Genomic DNA, 20168 nt, shown 5'->3' with positions numbered 1-20168 from the left:
ATTCGGCTCACGGATGACTTTGAACGAACGCGCTTACCCGGCGCCCCTCGAGTTTCTGCGCATGCTTTAGCAAAGAAGAGAGTTAATCCGAATATGCCCACCCGCTCGAAGATCATCTATACCTTCACCGACGAAGCGCCTGCCCTCGCCACCTATTCGCTGCTGCCGATCGTCGAAGCCTTCACCGCTTCGGCCGATATCGCCGTGGAGACCCGCGATATCTCCCTCGCAGGGCGCATCCTGGCCAGCTTCCCCGAGCAACTGGGTGACAAAGCCGTAGCCGACCACCTCGCCGAGCTGGGCGACCTGGCCGTCACGCCTGAAGCCAATATCATCAAGCTGCCGAACATCAGCGCCTCGGTGCCGCAACTGCAGGCCGCGGTCAAGGAACTGCAGGCCCAGGGCTATGCGCTGCCGGACTACCCGGAAACCGTGAGCACCGACGCCGAGAAAGAAGCCCGCGCCCGCTACGACAAGGTCAAGGGCAGCGCCGTGAACCCGGTCCTGCGCGAAGGCAACTCCGACCGCCGCGCGCCGCTGTCGGTCAAGAACTACGCTCGCAAGCACCCGCACAAGATGGGCGCCTGGGCTGCCGACTCCAAGTCCCACGTGGCCCACATGAGCACCGGTGATTTCTACGGCAGCGAAAAAGCCGCCCTGATCGACGCCGCGGGCAGCGTGAAAATCGAGCTGATCGCCAAGGACGGCACTGCCACCGTCCTGAAGGAAAAGACCACCGTACAAGCCGGTGAGATCCTCGATTGCGCAGTCATGGGCAAAAAAGCCCTGCGCGACTTCATCGCCGCTGAAATCGAAGATGCCAAGCAAAAAGGCGTGCTGCTGTCGGTCCACCTCAAAGCCACCATGATGAAGGTCTCCGACCCGATCATGTTCGGCCAGATCGTCGCCGAGTACTACAAGGACGCGCTGGCCAAGCACGCCCAGGTGCTGGAGCAGATCGGCTTCAACCTGAACAACGGCATCGGCGACCTGTACGCCCGCATCAAGGCCCTGCCGGCCGAGCAGCAGGCGCAGATCGAAGCCGACATCCAGGCGGTCTACGCCGTTCGTCCGTCGCTGGCGATGGTCAACTCCGACAAGGGCATCACCAACCTGCACGTGCCGAGCGACGTCATCGTTGACGCCTCGATGCCGGCCATGATCCGTGACTCCGGCAAGATGTGGGGCACCGACGGCCAGTTGCACGACACCAAGGCCGTGATCCCGGATCGCTGCTACGCCACCATCTACCAGGCGGTGATCGAAGACTGCAAGCAACACGGCGCCTTCGACCCAACCACCATGGGCAGCGTGCCGAACGTCGGCCTGATGGCCAAGAAAGCCGAAGAGTACGGCTCCCACGACAAGACTTTCCAGATCAAGGCCGACGGCGTCGTCCGTGTCTCGGACAACAACGGTCGCACCGTGCTGGAGCAGAACGTCGAGGCTGGCGACATCTTCCGCATGTGCCAGACCAAGGACGCGCCGATCCAGGATTGGGTCAAGCTGGCCGTCAACCGTGCCCGCGCCAGCAGCACCCCGGCGATCTTCTGGCTGGACCCGATGCGCGCCCACGATGGCGTGATGATCGAGAAGGTCCAGGCTTACCTGAAGGATCACGACACCTCCGGCCTGGATATCCGCATCATGTCGCCAGTCGACGCGATGAAGTTCACCCTGGCTCGCACCCGCGAAGGCAAGGACACCATTTCGGTGACCGGCAACGTGCTGCGCGACTACCTGACCGACCTGTTCCCGATCATGGAACTGGGCACCAGCGCCAAGATGCTGTCGATCGTGCCGCTGATGAACGGTGGCGGCCTGTTCGAAACCGGCGCCGGCGGTTCGGCACCCAAGCACGTCCAGCAACTGCTGGAAGAAAACTTCCTGCGCTGGGATTCCCTGGGCGAGTTCCTGGCCTTGGCCGCCTCCCTGGAACACCTGGGCGTGACCTACAACAACCCTAAAGCGCTGGTGCTGGCCAAGACCCTCGACCAGGCTACTGGCGAGTTCCTGGACCGCAACAAATCGCCTTCGCGCAAGGTCGGCGGCATCGACAACCGCGGCAGCCACTTCTACCTGACCCTGTTCTGGGCCCAGGCATTGGCCGCCCAGGATGACGACGCAGCCCTCAAGGCCCAGTTCACGACCCTGGCCAAGGCCCTGACCGACAACGAAGAGAAAATCGTTGCCGAGCTCAACGCCGTCCAGGGCAAGCCAGTGGACATCGGCGGTTACTACTTCGCCAACCCTGAGCTGACCAGCAAGGCCATGCGCCCGAGCAACACCTTCAACGCGGCGATTGCTGCGCTGGTGTAACGCTGCAATGAAACACCACGAACCCCGGCCTTGTGCCGGGGTTTGTGTTTCTGGCACCCCCCATTTCCCCCTGACAACCTACTCCCACAGGGGAAACGCGGCACCACCAAGAACCAGGCCGGCTGTCAGGCCGCCTCGCTTTTGATCTTGATCTCAGGCGCCCCGTTAACCACGATGGCCGGAGTGAGGGCATGCCGAGCCTAAGCGAGGCACCGAGTGGTGGGGCAAAGCCTTTTTGGTTACTTTTTTGGCGTCTGAAAAAAGTGACCCGCTGTAAAAGCGGAACCATAAGCAGCCGTTACCGCAGCAATGGATATGTACTCAATCAAGGCCAGCTCCCAGCCCATCATCGCGAACACCCCCACCGCAGCCCACATCCCAACCTGAGAAACAAAGGAGCCCCATGAACTGGCACCCCCACATCACCGTCGCCACCATCGTCGAGGACAACGGCCACTTCCTGATGGTGGAAGAATCCAAAGGCGGACGCGCTGTACTCAACCAACCCGCCGGCCACCTGGACCCCAACGAAACCCTGATCGAAGCCGCCGTGCGCGAAACCCTCGAAGAAACCGGCTGGGACGTCGAGCCCACCAGCATCGTGGGCATCTACCTGTACACCGCTCCCAGCAATGGCGTGACCTACCAGCGGGTCTGCTTCACCGCCAAAGCCTTGGAACACCACCCGGATTATCAACTGGACGACGGCATCCTCGGCGCCAAGTGGCTGACCCGCGACGAATTGCTGGCACAGCGCGACAGCTGGCGCAGCGAACTGGTCATCCGCTGCATCGACGATTACCTGGCCGGCCATTGCCACAGCCTGGAGCTTATCCGTCCTTCTCTTTAGCCTTGCGCGCCCGGGCCTGATAGAATCGCGTCCTTTTTCAAGACACACATTGAATTCCTATGCGTGATCCAGCCTCTTCGAATACCCCCAAGCAGCGCGTCATAGTCGGCATGTCCGGCGGCGTGGACTCTTCCGTTTCCGCTCTTCTGCTGATCGAGCAGGGTTACGAGGTGGAAGGCCTGTTCATGAAGAACTGGGAAGAAGACGACGGAACCGAATACTGCACCGCCATGGACGACCTCGCAGACGCCCAGGCCGTATGCGACAAGATCGGCATCAAGCTGCACACCGCCAACTTCGCCGCCGAGTACTGGGACAACGTGTTCGAGCACTTCCTGGCCGAATACAAGGCCGGGCGCACGCCGAACCCGGACATCCTCTGCAACCGCGAAATCAAGTTCAAAGCGTTCCTCGATTACGCCATGATGCTCGGTGCCGACCTGATCGCCACCGGCCACTACGTGCGCCGCCGCGACATCGACGGCCGCACCGAACTGCTCAAGGGCCTGGATCCGAACAAGGACCAGAGCTACTTCCTGCATGCCGTCGGCGGTGAGCAGATCGCCAAGACCCTGTTCCCGGTGGGCGAACTGGAAAAGCCCGAAGTGCGCGCGATCGCCGAGAAACACCAGCTCGCCACCGCCAAGAAAAAGGATTCCACCGGGATCTGCTTCATCGGCGAGCGCCGTTTCAGCGATTTCCTCAAGCAATACCTGCCGGCCCAGCCGGGTGAGATCAAGACCACCGAAGGCGAAGTCATCGGTCGTCACCATGGCTTGATGTACCACACTATCGGCCAGCGCCAAGGCCTGGGCATCGGCGGGCTGAAAGATGCCGGCGAAGAGCCGTGGTACGTGCTGGTCAAGGACCTGGAGCACAACGAGCTGATCGTCGGCCAGGGCAACGACCATCCGTGGCTGTTCTCCCGCGCCCTGCTCGCCTCCGACATCTATTGGGTCAACCCGATCGACCTCAGCGAGCCGCGTCGCCTGACGGCCAAGGTTCGCTACCGCCAGAGCGACCAGCCCTGCACCTTGGAAAAAACCGCCAGCGGTTATCGCGCCACGTTCGATGATCCGCAGCGCGCGGTCACACCCGGCCAGTCCGTGGTGTTCTATGACGGCGACATCTGCCTGGGCGGCGGCGTGATCGAAGTCGCAGAGCCTTGGAGCAACAAGGCATGACGCCGATCCAGGAACAACTGACGGCACTGGGCGGCGTGTTTCTCGCCGCCGTGCTGGTGGACCGGATCGCCAAGACCGGCCAGACCACCGAAGCCGGCCTGGGCTGCATGCTCGGCAGCCTGCTGGTGCGCGACCCCAAGGACACGCTGGAAGTCTACGGCGGCGACGACCTGAACCTGCGCGAAGGCTATCGCGCCTTGATCGGCGCCCTGGAGCGCGACCCCAGCACCCTGCAACGCGAGCCGCTGCGCTACGCCCTGTCGATGCTGGGCCTGGAGCGCCAGTTGGCCAAGCGCGACGATTTGCTCGAAACCATTGGCAAGCGCCTGCCGCAGATCCAGTCCCAGGTCGAGCACTTCGGGCCGTCCCACGAAAACGTGATCGCCGCCTGCGGCGCGCTGTACCAGGACACCCTGAGCACCCTGCGCCAGCGCATCCAGGTCCATGGCGACATGCGCAACCTGCAGCAACCGAACAATGCCTCGAAGATCCGCGCCCTGCTGTTGGCCGGGATTCGCTCGGCGCGGTTATGGCGGCAGCTCGGTGGTCATCGCTGGCAACTGGTGATCAGCCGACGCAAATTGTTGAAAGAGCTTTACCCGTTGATGCGCAACGAATAAGCCGCCTCAACCTGTTTTATTAGCTTATTACGCGTAACACGCCGGTCAGTTGGCGACGGACCGGCGTTTGTTTTCATGTATGATACGCGCCCCATTTCGTTGCCCGACTGTCCGAGAACACCCCATGCAGCTTTCTTCGCTCACTGCGGTTTCCCCTGTAGACGGCCGCTACGCCGGCAAAACCCAGGCCCTGCGCCCGATTTTCAGCGAGTACGGCCTGATCCGCGCCCGCGTCCTGGTTGAAGTGCGCTGGCTCCAGCGCCTGGCAGCCCACCCTGGCATTGGCGAAGTCCCGGCTTTTTCCGCCGAAGCCAACGCGGTGCTCAACACCCTGGCCGACGATTTCGCGCTGGAGCACGCCGAGCGCGTCAAAGAGATCGAGCGCACCACCAACCACGACGTCAAGGCGATCGAATACCTGCTCAAGGAGCAGGCCGCCAAGCTGCCGGAGCTGGCCAACGTCAGCGAGTTCATTCACTTTGCCTGCACCAGCGAGGACATCAACAACCTGTCCCACGCCCTGATGTTGCGCGAAGGCCGTGACGACGTGCTGCTGCCGCTGATGCGCCAGACCGCCCAGGCCATCCGCGAGCTGGCGATCCGCTTCGCCGACGTGCCGATGCTCTCGCGCACCCACGGTCAACCGGCTTCGCCGACCACCCTGGGCAAGGAACTGGCGAACGTGGTTTACCGCCTGGAGCGCCAGATCGCCCAGGTTGCCGCCGTGCCATTGCTGGGGAAGATCAACGGCGCCGTGGGCAACTACAACGCCCACCTCTCGGCCTACCCGGACATCGACTGGGAAGCCAACGCCCGCGCCTTCATCGAAGACGAGCTGGGCCTGAGCTTCAACCCGTACACCACCCAGATCGAGCCGCACGACTACATCGCCGAGCTGTTCGATGCGATCGCCCGCTTCAACACCATCCTGATCGACTTCGACCGTGATATCTGGGGCTACATCTCCCTGGGTTACTTCAAGCAGCGCACCATTGCCGGCGAAATCGGTTCCTCGACCATGCCGCACAAGGTCAACCCGATCGACTTCGAAAACTCCGAAGGCAACCTGGGCATCGCCAACGCGCTGTTCCAACACCTGGCGAGCAAGCTGCCGATTTCCCGCTGGCAGCGCGACCTGACCGACTCCACCGTGCTGCGCAACCTGGGCGTGGGTTTTGCCCACAGCGTCATCGCCTATGAGGCCAGCCTCAAGGGCATCAGCAAGCTGGAACTGAACCAGCAGAAAATCGCCGCCGACCTGGACGCCTGTTGGGAAGTCCTGGCCGAGCCGATCCAGACCGTGATGCGTCGCTACAACATCGAAAACCCGTATGAAAAGCTCAAAGAACTGACCCGTGGCAAGGGCATCAGCCCTGAAGCGCTGCAGACTTTCATCGATGGCCTGGACATGCCTGCCGAGGCCAAGGCCGAGCTGAAGAAGCTGACACCGGCCAGTTACATCGGCAACGCAGCGGCACAAGCCAAGCGTATCTGATACACCGCTTCATCTTTGAGACGCCCGGCCGCGCCGGGCGTTTTTATTCGCGTCTGAGAAGTATATTTTTTCAATAGGTTACACATGAATCCTGATATTCCACTGCAACTCCTGGGCGGCATCACGGCACGGGAGTTCCTGCGCGACTACTGGCAGAAAAAACCGCTGCTGATCCGCCAGGCCATCCCCGACTTCGAAAGCCCGATCGACGCCGACGAGTTGGCTGGCCTGGCGCTTGAAGAAGAGATCGAGTCGCGCCTGGTGATCGAGCACGGCGAACGCCCGTGGGAGCTGCGTCGCGGCCCGTTCGCCGAGGACGAATTCAGCAAGCTGCCGGAGCGCGAGTGGACCCTGCTGGTACAGGCAGTCGATCAGTTCGTCCCGGAAGTCAGCGAGCTGCTGGAGCATTTCCGCTTCCTGCCGAGCTGGCGCATCGATGACGTGATGATCAGCTTCGCCACCCCCGGTGGCGGCGTAGGCCCGCATTTCGACAACTACGACGTGTTCCTGCTGCAAGGCCATGGCAAGCGCAACTGGAAAATCGGCCAGATGTGCGACTCCGAGAGCCCGCTGTTGCCGCACGCGGACCTGCGCATCCTCGCCGATTTCGAAGCCACCGACGAGTGGGTCCTGGAACCGGGCGACATGCTCTACCTGCCGCCACGCCTGGCCCATTGCGGCGTCGCCGTGGATGATTGCATGACTTACTCGGTGGGTTTCCGCGCGCCAAGCGCGGCCGAGGTACTGACGCATTTCACTGACTTCCTCAGCCAATTCCTGCCTGACGAAGAGCGCTACACCGACGCCGATGCGCGACCTGTCGCCGACCCGCACCAGATCCAGCACGACGCCCTCGACCGACTCAAAGGCCTGCTGGCCGAGCACATGAGCGACGAACGCCTGTTGCTGACCTGGTTCGGCCAGTTCATGACCGAGCCGCGTTACCCGGAACTGGTGGTCGGTCCGGAGATGGAAGAAGACGACCTGCTGGCCAGCCTGGAACAGGGCGCGGTGATCATCCGCAACCCGAGCGCTCGCCTGGCCTGGTCGGAAGTCGATGACGACCTGTTGCTGTTCGCCAGCGGCCAGAGCCGCTACCTGCCGGGCAAGCTGCGTGACCTGTTGAAGATGATCTGCGCCGCCGACGCGCTGCACATCGAGAACCTCGGCCCCTGGCTGGCCGACGAGGATGGTCGCGGCCTCATTCATGAATTGGTCAAGCAAGGTAGCCTGGGGTTCGCCGATGAATAAAATCCACGTTCGTGTCGCAGACTGGCAAAAGGATATCGCCGAGATCCGGCGCATTCGTGAAGCGGTATTCATTGCCGAGCAATCCGTGCCACCGGAGCTGGAGTGGGATTCGGATGACCAGGACGCCGTGCATTTCCTGGCCTTCGAAGGCGACTTCCCCATCGGCACCGCGCGCCTGCTGACTGACGGCCATATCGGCCGCGTTTCGGTCCTCAAGGATTGGCGCGGCCTGAAGGTCGGCGATGCGCTGATGCATGCGGCGATCGCCGAAGCCGAGAAGCGCGGGCTCAAGCAGCAGATGCTCAGCGCCCAGGTGCACGCCACGTCGTTCTACGAGCGACTGGGGTTTGCGGTGGTCAGCGAGGAGTTCCTGGAAGCCGGAATTCCTCATGTCGACATGGTCCGTCATTCGGCCTGAACACTGTTGAAGCAGCAACACAATACCCCGTGGCGAGGGAGCTTGCTCCCGCTGGGTCGCGCAGCGACCCCAAAAAACGAGGGCCGCTGCGCAGCCCAGCGGGAGCAAGCTCCCTCGCCACAAGAGCATCCTGCAGCGCTCAAAACGCCCCGCCATCCACCGATGCCGGGGCGTTTTGCCGTCTACCATTCAACTTGCCCCACCCGGGGCCGACAAACTGGCAATATCTAGCCTTTGTCTCGCGGAGAAATGGACATGTCCCTACGTACCTTGCTGACCACCTTGCTGCTCGGTTGCAGCCTGTCAGTCTTGGCCGCCACCGAAATCGTGCCGCTGAACTACCGAACCAGCGCGGATCTGCTGCCAGTGGCACAGAATTTCATCGGCAAGGACGGCCAGGTCAGCGCCTACGGCAACCAACTGATCGTCAACGCCGAGCCTGGCAAGATCGCCGAGCTTCGGCAATTCCTGGCTCAACTGGATACCGCCCCCAAGCGCTTGCTGATCACCGTGGACACCAACGAGAACAACCTGCAGGGCGACCAGGGCTATTCCATCAACGGCGCCGCCCCCAGCCAGACACGCATCATCAACCGCAGCACCGCCAGCCGTGACGGCGGCGTGCAGCAGGTGCAGGCCAGCGAAGGCCAGCCGGCGCTGATCCAGGTGGGCCAGAGCGTGCCGTTCACCAGCAACCAGACCGACGGCTACGGTCGCCTGCAAAGCCAGACCGAATACCGCAACGTCACCCAAGGTTTTTATGTCACGGCCAGCGTCACCGGCGAGACCGTTCATCTGAACATCAGTACCAACCGTGACCGCATGAGCCAGGAACGTCCCGATGTAGTGAACGTGCAAAGTACCGACACAACTGTCAGCGGCCGCTTGGGTGAATGGATCACCCTGGCCGGCGTGAATCGCCAGACGCAAGCCGATAAACAGGGCCTGACCCGCAGCTACTCGACCCAGGGCCGGGACGACATGGTTCTGCGGGTCAAGGTCGACACCCTGAACTAAAGCACCAAAAACTGACTGACGAGTCGCATTAGACCAAAGATGTAGTGCTCTGAAAAAAGCACTACAAAACGTTTGACGAGCCAAAAAACCGAAGGCATGATGGCCTCGCTCCCGCTAATCAGGGGCCCTGGCAAGGGCCTTCGGGTCGACGCTTGCAACTACCCTGCGAGCCGATTCGTGTCTGTACCGCCCACAAGGTGTGTTTGACGAGGTTGCGACTGGAACGAAGTTGTCCCGAGGGACGGAAGCGTAACTAGGTAACCCGGCATCACTCTGAGTTCGTATCAAGGCCCACGACGCCCGAATGCGCCCGCAGTTCGCCTCTACCTGCTCACTTTCCCCTCGAGCCCATCGTTCATCCCGTCGCCTCCCCGCCTGAACCGACTTGTACGCCAACCCCCTGGTCGGCAGGAGCAGGAATTTTCCACCCCAGACCTATGCGACGAGGTTTATCTCCATGGCACTGACACGCGAACAGCAAATTGCAGCCCTTGAAAAAGACTGGGCTGAAAACCCGCGCTGGAAAGGCGTGAAGCGCAATTACTCCGCTGCTGACGTCGTCCGTCTGCGTGGTTCGGTTCAACCTGAGCACACCTTTGCGAAAATGGGCGCCGAGAAGCTGTGGAACCTGGTCACCCAGGGCGCCAAGCCAGCCTTCCGCCCCGAAAAAGATTTCGTCAACTGCATGGGCGCCCTGACTGGCGGCCAGGCTGTGCAGCAAGTCAAAGCCGGTATCCAGGCGATCTACCTGTCGGGCTGGCAGGTGGCGGCGGACAACAACTCCGCCGAATCCATGTACCCCGACCAGTCGCTGTACCCGGTGGATTCGGTTCCAACCGTGGTCAAGCGCATCAACAACTCGTTCCGTCGCGCCGACCAGATCCAGTGGAAAGCCGGCAAGAACCCGGGCGACGAAGGCTACATCGATTACTTCGCTCCGATCGTGGCTGACGCCGAAGCCGGTTTCGGCGGCGTACTGAACGCCTACGAGCTGATGAAAAGCATGATCGAAGCAGGCGCCGCCGGCGTTCACTTCGAAGACCAGCTGGCCTCGGTGAAAAAATGCGGCCATATGGGCGGCAAAGTATTGGTGCCAACCCAGGAAGCCGTGCAGAAGCTGACCGCTGCCCGTCTGGCTGCCGACGTTGCCGGTACGCCGACCATCATCCTGGCGCGCACCGACGCTAACGCGGCCGACCTGCTGACGTCCGATTGCGACCCGTACGACCAGCCATTCGTGACTGGCGAACGTACCCAGGAAGGCTTCTACAAGGTGCGCGCCGGTCTTGACCAGGCCATCGCCCGCGGCCTGGCCTACGCCCCGTACGCCGACCTGATCTGGTGCGAAACCGCCAAGCCGGACCTGGACGAAGCCCGTCGCTTCGCCGAAGCGATCAAGAAGGAATACCCGGACCAACTGCTGTCGTACAACTGCTCGCCTTCCTTCAACTGGAAGAAAAACCTGGACGACGCGACCATCGCCAAGTTCCAGCGCGAACTGTCCGCCATGGGCTACAAGCACCAGTTCATCACCCTGGCCGGCATTCACAACATGTGGCACAGCATGTTCAACCTGGCGCACGACTACGCCCGCAACGACATGACTGCCTACGTGAAACTGCAAGAACAAGAGTTCGCTGACGCTTCCAAAGGCTACACCTTCGTGGCCCACCAGCAGGAAGTCGGCACCGGCTACTTCGACGACATGACCACCGTGATCCAGGGCGGCACCTCGTCCGTGACCGCGCTGACCGGGTCGACCGAAGAAGAACAGTTCCACTGATCTATCGCGTAAACGGCCCTTGCGGACCGAATAAAAACTAACCGCAAAGCCGACGATTTGAAGCCCCGACTGGTTCGGGGCTTTTTTTCGCCTACGCTTCGACAGGCGACATACTCACCTTCCCACAGGAAAATGAGTGAATCGGCAGAAAAATTGATCGAACGCAGTATCGGACAGTCTGAAAAAGAGTAAAACGGCCGGCGCTGACAATTGCAGTCGCTGCTATATAAGACAAGTTCTCAGTCGTTGACGGACTGCGCAGGACAAAGACCGGCCAAATAATAATAATTATCATTTGAAAGGCGTTTTCATTGTTACATCCTGAACAAAATACTCATCGGCGAACAACAGCCAATCCCCACTGGGCCGGGGCTGCGAGGTCACGGAGGCGCGCTATGTCCTTATTCCAATAAATAATTTCGCCATTGGAATTTTACTTGCCCGGTGTTTAGCCATAAAATCACCGCGATTGATTGCTGCGACATATCGTCACTGCGTTATTTCTTTTCAAGCTCAGAGACCTTTGCTCTCTGTTAAGGATTTCCAGCATGCCCGAAGCGACAGGACTCATGGCCCACAACTGGGGCTTTGCCATTTTCCTTCTGGGCGTTGTCGGCCTGTGTGCCTTCATGCTCGGTGTGTCGAGCCTGCTCGGGTCAAAAGCCTGGGGCCGCAGCAAGAATGAACCGTTCGAGTCCGGCATGCTGCCTACCGGTGGCGCCCGCTTGCGGCTCTCAGCCAAATTCTATCTGGTCGCGATGCTGTTCGTGATCTTCGATATCGAAGCCCTTTTTCTCTTTGCATGGTCTGTGTCCGTCCGCGAAAGCGGCTGGACCGGATTCGTCGAAGCTCTCGTTTTCATAGCAATTCTGTTGGCAGGTCTTGTCTACCTTTACCGGGTGGGGGCGCTTGATTGGGCTCCGGAAGCTCGGCGTAAGCGGCAGGCGAAGCTGAAACAATGAGGCTTTGGCAATGCAATACAATCTCACCAGGATCGACCCCGATGCTCCTAACGAGCAGTATCCGATCGGCAAGCGGGAAACCGTCTCCGATCCGTTAGAAGATCAAGTCCACAAGAACATCTTCATGGGCAAGCTCGAAGACGTGCTGAACAGCACGGTCAACTGGGGTCGCAAGAACTCCCTTTGGCCGTACAACTTCGGCCTTTCGTGCTGCTACGTGGAAATGACCACTGCCTTCACGGCGCCCCACGACATCGCGCGCTTTGGCGCCGAGGTGATCCGGGCATCGCCGCGCCAGGCGGATTTCATGGTTATCGCCGGTACGCCGTTCCTGAAAATGGCCCCCATCATCCAGCGCCTGTATGAACAGATGCTGGAGCCCAAATGGGTCATTTCCATGGGCGCCTGTGCCAACTCCGGCGGCATGTACGACATTTATTCCGTGGTCCAGGGGGTCGACAAATTCCTCCCGGTGGATGTCTACGTGCCCGGCTGCCCGCCCCGCCCCGAAGCGTTCCTGCAAGGCTTGATGTTGCTGCAGGAGTCCATCGGCCAGGAGCGTCGCCCACTGTCCTGGGTCGTCGGCGATCAAGGCGTCTACCGCGCCGACATGCCGTCGCAAAAGGAACAGCGCCGCGAACAGCGAATCGCAGTCACCAATCTGCGCAGCCCCGACGAAGTCTGATCCAGTTCTGCTCTGTAGAAGAAACGAGAACCTGGCTTCATTCTTTACGTTGACCGAAAGCGATAAATAACCATGACTACAGGCAGTGCTCTGTACATCCCGCCTTACAAGGCAGACGACCAGGATGTGGTCGTCGAACTGAACAACCGCTTTGGCGCAGAGGCGTTCACCGCCCAGTCGACCCGCACCGGCATGCCGGTGCTTTGGGTTGCCCGTGCCAGGCTCATCGAAGTGCTGACTTTCCTGCGCAACCTGCCCAAGCCGTACGTCATGCTCTATGACCTGCACGGCGTGGACGAGCGCCTGCGCACCAAGCGCCAAGGGTTGCCCGACGGCGTCGACTTCACCGTGTTCTACCACCTGCTGTCGGTGGAGCGTAATAGTGACGTGATGATCAAGGTCGCCTTGTCCGAAAGCGACCTCAGCGTGCCGACCGTGACCGGCATCTGGCCGAATGCCAACTGGTATGAGCGCGAAGTCTGGGACATGTTCGGCATCGACTTCCCGGGCCACCCGCACCTGACCCGCATCATGATGCCGCCGACCTGGGAAGGTCACCCGCTGCGCAAGGACTTCCCGGCCCGCGCCACCGAGTTCGACCCCTACAGCCTGACGCTGGCCAAGCAACAGCTCGAGGAAGAGTCGGCGCGGTTCAAGCCCGAAGATTGGGGCATGAAGCGTTCGGGCGCCAATGAGGACTATATGTTTCTCAACCTGGGTCCGAACCACCCTTCGGCCCACGGTGCGTTCCGCATCATCCTGCAACTGGACGGTGAAGAAATCGTCGATTGCGTCCCGGACATCGGCTACCACCACCGTGGCGCCGAGAAGATGGGCGAGCGCCAGTCCTGGCACAGCTATATTCCGTACACCGACCGAATCGATTACCTCGGCGGCGTGATGAACAACCTGCCGTACGTCCTGTCGGTGGAAAAACTGGCGGGCATCACGGTGCCGGACCGGGTCAACGTGATTCGCATCATGATGGCCGAGTTCTTCCGTATCACCAGCCACCTGCTGTTCCTGGGTACCTATATCCAGGACGTGGGCGCCATGACGCCGGTGTTCTTCACCTTCACCGACCGCCAGAAAGCCTACACCGTGATCGAAGCCATCACCGGCTTCCGCCTGCACCCGGCCTGGTACCGCATCGGCGGTGTCGCCCACGACCTGCCGCGTGGCTGGGAAAAACTGGTCAAGGACTTCGTCGAGTGGATGCCCAAGCGCCTGGACGAATACACCAAGGCTGCCTTGCAGAACAGCATCCTCAAGGGCCGTACCGTCGGTGTTGCCGCCTACAACACCAAGGAAGCGCTGGAATGGGGCGTCACCGGTCCGAACCTGCGCTCCACCGGCCTGGATTTCGACCTGCGCAAGGCGCGCCCGTACTCGGGCTATGAGAACTTCGAGTTCGAAGTGCCGCTGGCGGCCAATGGCGATGCCTACGACCGTTGCATGGTTCGCGTCGAGGAAATGCGCCAGAGCATCAAGATCATCGACCAGTGCATGCGCAACATGCCGGAAGGCCCATACAAGGCGGATCACCCACTGACCACGCCGCCGCCCAAAGAGCGCACGCTGCAACACATCGAGACCTTGATCACGCACTTCCTGCAGGTTTCGTGGGGTCCGGTCATGCCGGCCAACGAATCCTTCCAGATGATCGAAGCGACCAAGGGCATCAACAGTTATTACCTGACGAGCGATGGCGGCACCATGAGCTACCGCACCCGGATTCGCACCCCAAGCTACCCGCACCTGCAGCAGATCCCTTCGGTGATCAAAGGCAGCATGGTCGCGGACTTGATCGCGTACCTGGGTAGTATCGATTTCGTTATGGCCGACGTGGACCGCTAAGCATGAACAGCACGCTTATCCAGACAGACCGTTTCGCCTTGAGCGAAACCGAGCGCTCGGCCATCGAGCACGAGCTGCATCACTACGAAGACCCGCGCGCGGCGTCGATCGAAGCCCTGAAGATCGTCCAGAAGGAACGTGGCTGGGTGCCTGATGGCGCGCTCTACGCCATCGGCGAGATCCTTGGCATCCCGGCCAGCGACGTCGAGGGCGTCGCGACGTTCTACAGCCAGATTTTCCGCCAACCAGTGGGCCGGCACATCATTCGTGTCTGCGACAGCATGGTCTGCTACATCGGCGGCCACGAGTCGGTGGTCGACGAGATCCAGAGCAAGCTGGGCATCGGCCTGGGCCAGACCACCGCCGACGGCCGCTTCACCCTGCTGCCGGTGTGCTGCCTGGGCAACTGCGACAAGGCTCCGGCGCTGATGATCGATGACGACACCTTTGGTGACGTCAAGCCGGATGGCGTCGCCAAACTGCTGGAGGGCTACGTATGACCCTGACTTCCTTCGGGCCCGCCAACCGCATCCAGCGTTCGGCCGAAACCCACCCGCTGACCTGGCGCCTGCGTGACGACGGCGAAGCGGTCTGGCTGGACGAATACCAGGCCAAGAACGGCTATGTCGCCGCGCGCAAGGCATTCGCCGACATGGCCGCCGACGACATCGTCCAGACCGTCAAGGACGCCGGCCTCAAGGGCCGCGGCGGCGCGGGTTTCCCGACGGGCGTGAAGTGGGGCCTGATGCCTAAGGACGAGACCATCAACATCCGCTACCTGTTGTGCAACGCGGACGAGATGGAACCCAACACCTGGAAGGACCGCATGCTGATGGAGCAACTGCCCCATCTGTTGATCGAAGGCATGCTGATCAGCGCACGCGCGCTGAAGACCTACCGTGGCTACATCTTCCTGCGCGGCGAGTACACCACCGCCGCCAAGCACCTGAACCGTGCCGTGGAAGAAGCCAAGGCCGCGGGCCTGCTGGGCAAGAACATCCTGGGCTCGGGTTTTGACTTCGAGCTGTTCGTCCACACCGGTGCCGGGCGCTACATCTGCGGTGAAGAAACCGCGTTGATCAACTCCCTGGAAGGCCGCCGCGCCAACCCACGCTCCAAGCCGCCCTTCCCTGCCGCCGTAGGCGTGTGGGGCAAGCCGACCTGCGTGAACAACGTCGAGACCCTGTGCAACGTGCCGGCGATCATTGCCGACGGCGTGGACTGGTACAAATCCCTGGCCCGCGACGGCAGCGAAGACATGGGCACCAAGCTCATGGGCTTCTCCGGCAAGGTCAAGAACCCTGGCCTGTGGGAACTGCCGTTCGGCGTCACCGGTCGCGAGCTGTTCGAGGATTACGCAGGCGGCATGCGCGACGGCTACAAGCTCAAGTGCTGGCAGCCCGGCGGCGCCGGTACCGGCTTCCTGTTGCCGGAGCACCTGGACGCCCAGATGTATGCCGGCGGCATCGCCAAAGTGGGCACCCGCATGGGTACCGGCCTGGCGATGGCGGTGGACGACAGCGTCAACATGGTTTCCCTGCTGCGCAACATGGAGCAGTTTTTCTCCCGTGAATCCTGCGGTTTCTGCACGCCTTGCCGCGACGGCTTGCCATGGAGCGTCAAGCTGCTGATGGCCCTCGAGAACGGCCAGGGCCAGCCCGGCGACATCGAGACCCTGCTGGGGCTGGTGGGTTTCCTCGGCCCAGGCAAGACCTTCTGTGCACACGCACCGGGTGCCGTGGAGCCATTGGGCAGCGCGATCAAATACTTCCGCCCTGAATTCGAGGCCGGCATTGCGCCCACCCGCGCAGGCGATCTCAACCAGGTGATCACGCCGACCATGGTCGGCGCGTAACGATGCTTAAAAAGGCGAAGGGTCCGTGCCCTTTGCCTTTCGTTCGATGACGCCTTTTTACCGAGGCTGTTTGGATTCGGACGAATAACAAGATTCCATTAGCCACGCCCGCTGACACCGGGCCAACGAAGAACTTTGAACCATGGCCACTATCCACGTAGACGGCAAAGAGCTCGAAGTCGATGGCGCAGACAACCTGTTACAGGCATGTCTGTCGCTGGGCCTCGACATTCCTTATTTCTGCTGGCACCCCGCCCTTGGCAGCGTTGGCGCTTGTCGCCAGTGCGCGGTCAAGCAGTACACCGACGAGAACGACAAGCGTGGTCGGATCGTCATGTCCTGCATGACCCCCGCCACCGACGGCAGCTGGATCTCCATCGACGACGAAGAAGCGAAAGTGTTTCGCGCCAGCGTCGTCGAATGGCTGATGACCAACCACCCTCACGACTGCCCGGTCTGTGAGGAAGGCGGCCATTGCCACCTGCAAGACATGACCGTGATGACCGGCCACAACGAGCGCCGTTATCGCTTCACCAAGCGCACCCACCAGAACCAGGACCTCGGCCCGTTCATTTCCCACGAAATGAACCGCTGCATCGCCTGCTACCGTTGCGTGCGTTTCTACAAGGACTACGCCGGCGGCACCGACCTCGGTGTGTTCGGCGCCCACGACAACGTGTACTTCGGTCGCGTTGAAGACGGCACCCTGGAAAGCGAGTTCTCCGGCAACCTCACCGAGGTCTGCCCGACCGGTGTGTTCACCGACAAGACTCACTCCGAGCGCTACAACCGCAAGTGGGACATGCAGTTCTCGCCAAGCATCTGCCACGGCTGCTCCAGCGGTTGCAACATCAGCCCGGGCGAACGCTACGGCGAACTGCGGCGCATCGAGAACCGCTACAACGGTTCGGTGAACCAGTATTTCCTCTGCGACCGTGGCCGTTTCGGCTATGGCTATGTCAATCGCAAGGATCGCCCACGCCAGCCGCAACTGGCGGGCGGCGCCAAGCTGAGCCTGGACGAAGCCCTGGACAAGGCCGCCGAACTGCTGCGCGGTCGCAACATCGTCGGCATCGGTTCGCCTCGCGCCAGCCTGGAAAGCAACTACGCCCTGCGTGAACTGGTCGGCGCCGAGCACTTCTACAGCGGCATCGAAGCCGGCGAGCTGGAACGTATTCGCCTGGTGCTGCAAGTGCTCAAGGACAGCCCGCTGCCCGTGCCGACGATGCGCGACATCGAAGAACACGATGCGGTGTTCGTCCTTGGCGAAGACCTGACCCAGACCGCCGCCCGAATGGCCCTGTCCCTGCGCCAGTCGGTCAAGGGCAAGGCCGAGGACATGGCCGACGCCATGCGCGTCCAGCCGTGGCTCGACGCCGCCGTGAAGAACATCGGCCAGCACGCGCTGAACCCACTGTTCATCGCCAGCCTCGCTGAAACCAAGCTCGACGACATCGCCGAAGAATGTGTCCACGCCGCTCCGGACGACCTGGCGCGCATCGGTTTCGCCGTCGCCCACGCCCTGGACGCCAGTGCCCCGGCCGTTGATGGCCTGGACAGCGAAGCCGCCGCCCTCGCCCAACGCATCGCCGACGCCCTGCTGGCGGCCAAGCGCCCATTGATCATTGCCGGCACTTCCCTGGGTTCCAAGGCGCTGATCGAAGCCGCGGCCAACATCGCCAAGGCCTTGAAGCTGCGCGAGAAGAACGGTTCCATCAGCCTGATCGTGCCGGAAGCCAACAGCCTCGGCCTGGCCATGCTCGGTGGCGAATCGGTGGACGCCGCGCTGCAAGCGGTGATCGACGGCAACGCCGACGCCATCGTGGTGCTGGAGAACGACCTGTTCACCCGCACTGACAACGCCAAGGTCGACGCCGCGCTGAATGCCGCGAAAATACTGATCGTCGCCGACCATCAGAAAACCGCCACCACCGACCGCGCCGACCTGGTGCTGCCGGCGGCGAGCTTCGCCGAAGGCGACGGTACGCTGGTCAGCCAGGAAGGTCGCGCCCAGCGCTTCTTCCAGGTGTTCGACCCGACTTACCTGGACGCCAGCATTCTGGTGCATGAGGGCTGGCGCTGGCTGCACGCCCTGCGCGCCACCCTGCTGAACCAGCCGATCGACTGGACGCAGCTGGACCACGTCACCGCGGCCGTTGCCTCGAGCAGCCCACAGCTGAACCGCATCGTCGACGCCGCGCCGTCCGCCGCGTTCCGTATCAAGGGGTTGAAACTGGCCCGTGAACCGCTGCGCTATTCCGGCCGCACCGCGATGCGCGCCAACATCAGCGTTCACGAACCACGCACCTCCCAAGACAAGGACACCGCGTTCGCCTTCTCCATGGAAGGTTACTCGGGCTCCGCCGAACCGCGCTCGCAAGTGCCGTTCGCCTGGTCGCCAGGATGGAACTCGCCACAAGCGTGGAACAAGTTCCAGGACGAAGTCGGTGGTCACCTGCGCGCCGGTGATCCGGGCACCCGCCTGATCGAAAGCCAGGGCGATGGCCTCGGCTGGTTCGCCAGCGTGCCGCGCGCCTTCAACCCGGCACCGGGGACTTGGCAGGTCGTGCCGTTCCATCACCTGTTCGGCAGCGAAGAAAACTCTTCCAAAGCCGAGCCGGTCAAGGAACGCATCCCTGCGGCCTACGTGTCGTTGGCCAAGTCCGAAGCCGATCGCCTGGGCGTCAATGACGGCGCCCTGCTGAGCCTGAACGTGGCCGGCCAGACCCTGCGTCTGCCGCTGCGCATCAATGAAGAATTGGGCGCCGGCCTGGTGGCCCTGCCGGCCGGTCTGGCCGGTATCCCACCGGCGATTTTCGGCAAAACCGTCGACGGTCTGCAGGAGGCAGCGCAATGAGCTGGTTCACCCCTGAAGTGATCGCCGTGATCCTGACGGTCCTCAAGGCCATCGTGATCCTGCTGGCCGTGGTGGTCTGCGGCGCGTTGCTGAGCTTCGTCGAACGTCGCTTGCTGGGCTGGTGGCAGGACCGCTACGGTCCTAACCGCGTCGGCCCGTTCGGCATGTTCCAGATCGCCGCCGACATGATCAAGATGTTCTTCAAGGAAGACTGGACCCCGCCGTTTGCCGACAAGGTGATCTTCACCCTGGCACCGGTCGTGGCCATGAGCGCCTTGCTGATTGCTTTCGCAGTCATTCCGATCACCCCGACCTGGGGCGTGGCGGACCTGAACATCGGCCTGCTGTTCTTCTTCGCCATGGCCGGTTTGTCGGTGTATGCGGTGCTGTTCGCCGGTTGGTCGAGCAACAACAAGTTCGCCCTGCTCGGCAGCCTGCGGGCCTCGGCCCAGACCGTGTCCTACGAAGTGTTCATGGGCCTGTCGCTCATGGGCATCGTGATCCAGGCCGGTTCGTTCAACATGCGCGACATCGTCGAATACCAGGCCCAGAACCTGTGGTTCATCATTCCGCAGTTCTTCGGTTTCTGTACGTTCTTCATCGCTGGCGTGGCCGTGACTCACCGTCACCCCTTCGACCAGCCGGAAGCGGAACAGGAACTGGCCGACGGTTACCACATTGAATATGCCGGCATGAAATGGGGCATGTTCTTTGTCGGCGAGTACATCGGCATCATCCTGATCTCGGCGCTGCTGGTGACGCTGTTCTTCGGTGGCTGGCACGGTCCGTTCGGCATCCTGCCGCAACTGTCCTTCGTCTGGTTCGCCCTGAAGACCGCGTTCTTCATCATGCTGTTCGTCCTGCTGCGCGCCTCGATCCCTCGTCCGCGCTACGACCAGGTGATGGATTTCAGCTGGAAGTTCTGCCTGCCGCTGACCCTGATCAACATGCTGGTGACCGCTGCGATCGTTTTGATGAACGCGCCTGCGGCCGCGGTTCAGTGAGGATTTGACCC

At 61.7% G+C, this 20168-nt stretch carries 16 protein-coding genes; all 16 read left to right on the top strand.

What is annotated here, in order from left to right; all coding sequences use genetic code 11:
• Positions 1-93 precede the first annotated feature (93 nt).
• The 16 genes from J3P95_RS10290 to nuoH all read left to right on the top strand — a co-directional run bounded on the left by J3P95_RS10290 (position 94) and on the right by nuoH (position 20157).
• The gene (locus J3P95_RS10290) at positions 94-2319 is read left to right on the top strand and encodes an NADP-dependent isocitrate dehydrogenase (protein WP_434577457.1); all 2226 of its coding nucleotides are present in this window, start codon (positions 94-96) and stop codon (positions 2317-2319) included.
• 403 nt (positions 2320-2722) lie between these two features.
• Positions 2723-3169, top strand: a complete 447-nt coding sequence (locus J3P95_RS10285; RefSeq protein WP_434577458.1) for an NUDIX hydrolase — start codon at positions 2723-2725, stop codon at positions 3167-3169.
• A gap of 59 nt (positions 3170-3228) precedes the next feature.
• Positions 3229-4353 (top strand): tRNA 2-thiouridine(34) synthase MnmA, encoded by a 1125-nt coding sequence (gene mnmA / locus J3P95_RS10280; RefSeq protein ID WP_186609302.1) that lies wholly within the window; start codon positions 3229-3231, stop codon positions 4351-4353.
• Positions 4350-4973, top strand: coding sequence for a high frequency lysogenization protein HflD (gene hflD, locus J3P95_RS10275; RefSeq protein WP_434562665.1), 624 nt, complete (start codon positions 4350-4352; stop codon positions 4971-4973). Before mnmA ends, hflD begins: the two co-directional genes overlap by 4 nt.
• Before the next feature lie 124 nt (positions 4974-5097).
• The gene (purB, locus tag J3P95_RS10270; protein WP_434562663.1) at positions 5098-6468 is read left to right on the top strand and encodes an adenylosuccinate lyase; all 1371 of its coding nucleotides are present in this window, start codon (positions 5098-5100) and stop codon (positions 6466-6468) included.
• 84 nt (positions 6469-6552) lie between these two features.
• On the top strand, positions 6553-7719 hold the full coding sequence (locus J3P95_RS10265; protein ID WP_434577461.1) for a JmjC domain-containing protein: 1167 nt from the start codon (positions 6553-6555) through the stop codon (positions 7717-7719).
• Positions 7712-8137, top strand: a complete 426-nt coding sequence (locus tag J3P95_RS10260) for a GNAT family N-acetyltransferase (protein WP_434577463.1) — start codon at positions 7712-7714, stop codon at positions 8135-8137. Before J3P95_RS10265 ends, J3P95_RS10260 begins: the two co-directional genes overlap by 8 nt.
• A gap of 255 nt (positions 8138-8392) precedes the next feature.
• On the top strand, positions 8393-9154 hold the full coding sequence (locus tag J3P95_RS10255) for a secretin N-terminal domain-containing protein (RefSeq protein ID WP_434577465.1): 762 nt from the start codon (positions 8393-8395) through the stop codon (positions 9152-9154).
• 457 nt (positions 9155-9611) lie between these two features.
• Positions 9612-10937, top strand: coding sequence for an isocitrate lyase (aceA, locus tag J3P95_RS10250; protein ID WP_186637679.1), 1326 nt, complete (start codon positions 9612-9614; stop codon positions 10935-10937).
• 548 nt (positions 10938-11485) lie between these two features.
• On the top strand, positions 11486-11899 hold the full coding sequence (locus tag J3P95_RS10245; RefSeq protein ID WP_030141323.1) for an NADH-quinone oxidoreductase subunit A: 414 nt from the start codon (positions 11486-11488) through the stop codon (positions 11897-11899).
• A gap of 10 nt (positions 11900-11909) precedes the next feature.
• Complete coding sequence (locus tag J3P95_RS10240) at positions 11910-12584, top strand: NuoB/complex I 20 kDa subunit family protein (protein ID WP_186609323.1); 675 nt, start codon at positions 11910-11912, stop codon at positions 12582-12584.
• 72 nt (positions 12585-12656) lie between these two features.
• Complete coding sequence (nuoC, locus tag J3P95_RS10235; protein WP_434562651.1) at positions 12657-14441, top strand: NADH-quinone oxidoreductase subunit C/D; 1785 nt, start codon at positions 12657-12659, stop codon at positions 14439-14441.
• A 2-nt stretch (positions 14442-14443) separates the two neighbouring features.
• On the top strand, positions 14444-14941 hold the full coding sequence (gene nuoE, locus J3P95_RS10230) for an NADH-quinone oxidoreductase subunit NuoE (RefSeq protein WP_186637683.1): 498 nt from the start codon (positions 14444-14446) through the stop codon (positions 14939-14941).
• Positions 14938-16296: an NADH-quinone oxidoreductase subunit NuoF gene (gene nuoF, locus J3P95_RS10225; protein WP_434562649.1), complete on the top strand. Its 1359-nt coding sequence runs from the start codon at positions 14938-14940 to the stop codon at positions 16294-16296. The genes nuoE and nuoF overlap by 4 nt, the downstream gene beginning before the upstream one ends.
• A 142-nt stretch (positions 16297-16438) precedes the next feature.
• Complete coding sequence (gene nuoG, locus J3P95_RS10220; protein ID WP_434577469.1) at positions 16439-19153, top strand: NADH-quinone oxidoreductase subunit NuoG; 2715 nt, start codon at positions 16439-16441, stop codon at positions 19151-19153.
• Positions 19150-20157, top strand: coding sequence for an NADH-quinone oxidoreductase subunit NuoH (nuoH, locus tag J3P95_RS10215; RefSeq protein WP_186609329.1), 1008 nt, complete (start codon positions 19150-19152; stop codon positions 20155-20157). Before nuoG ends, nuoH begins: the two co-directional genes overlap by 4 nt.
• The last annotated feature ends 11 nt before the right edge of the window (positions 20158-20168 follow it).

The organism is Pseudomonas sp. Z5-35, assembly GCF_051131945.1.
In the GTDB taxonomy this organism is placed as follows: Bacteria; Pseudomonadota; Gammaproteobacteria; order Pseudomonadales; family Pseudomonadaceae; genus Aquipseudomonas; species Aquipseudomonas marvdashtae.
The sequence above is the reverse complement of the archived record's forward strand: the minus strand, read 5'-3'. Positions and strand labels throughout refer to the sequence as shown.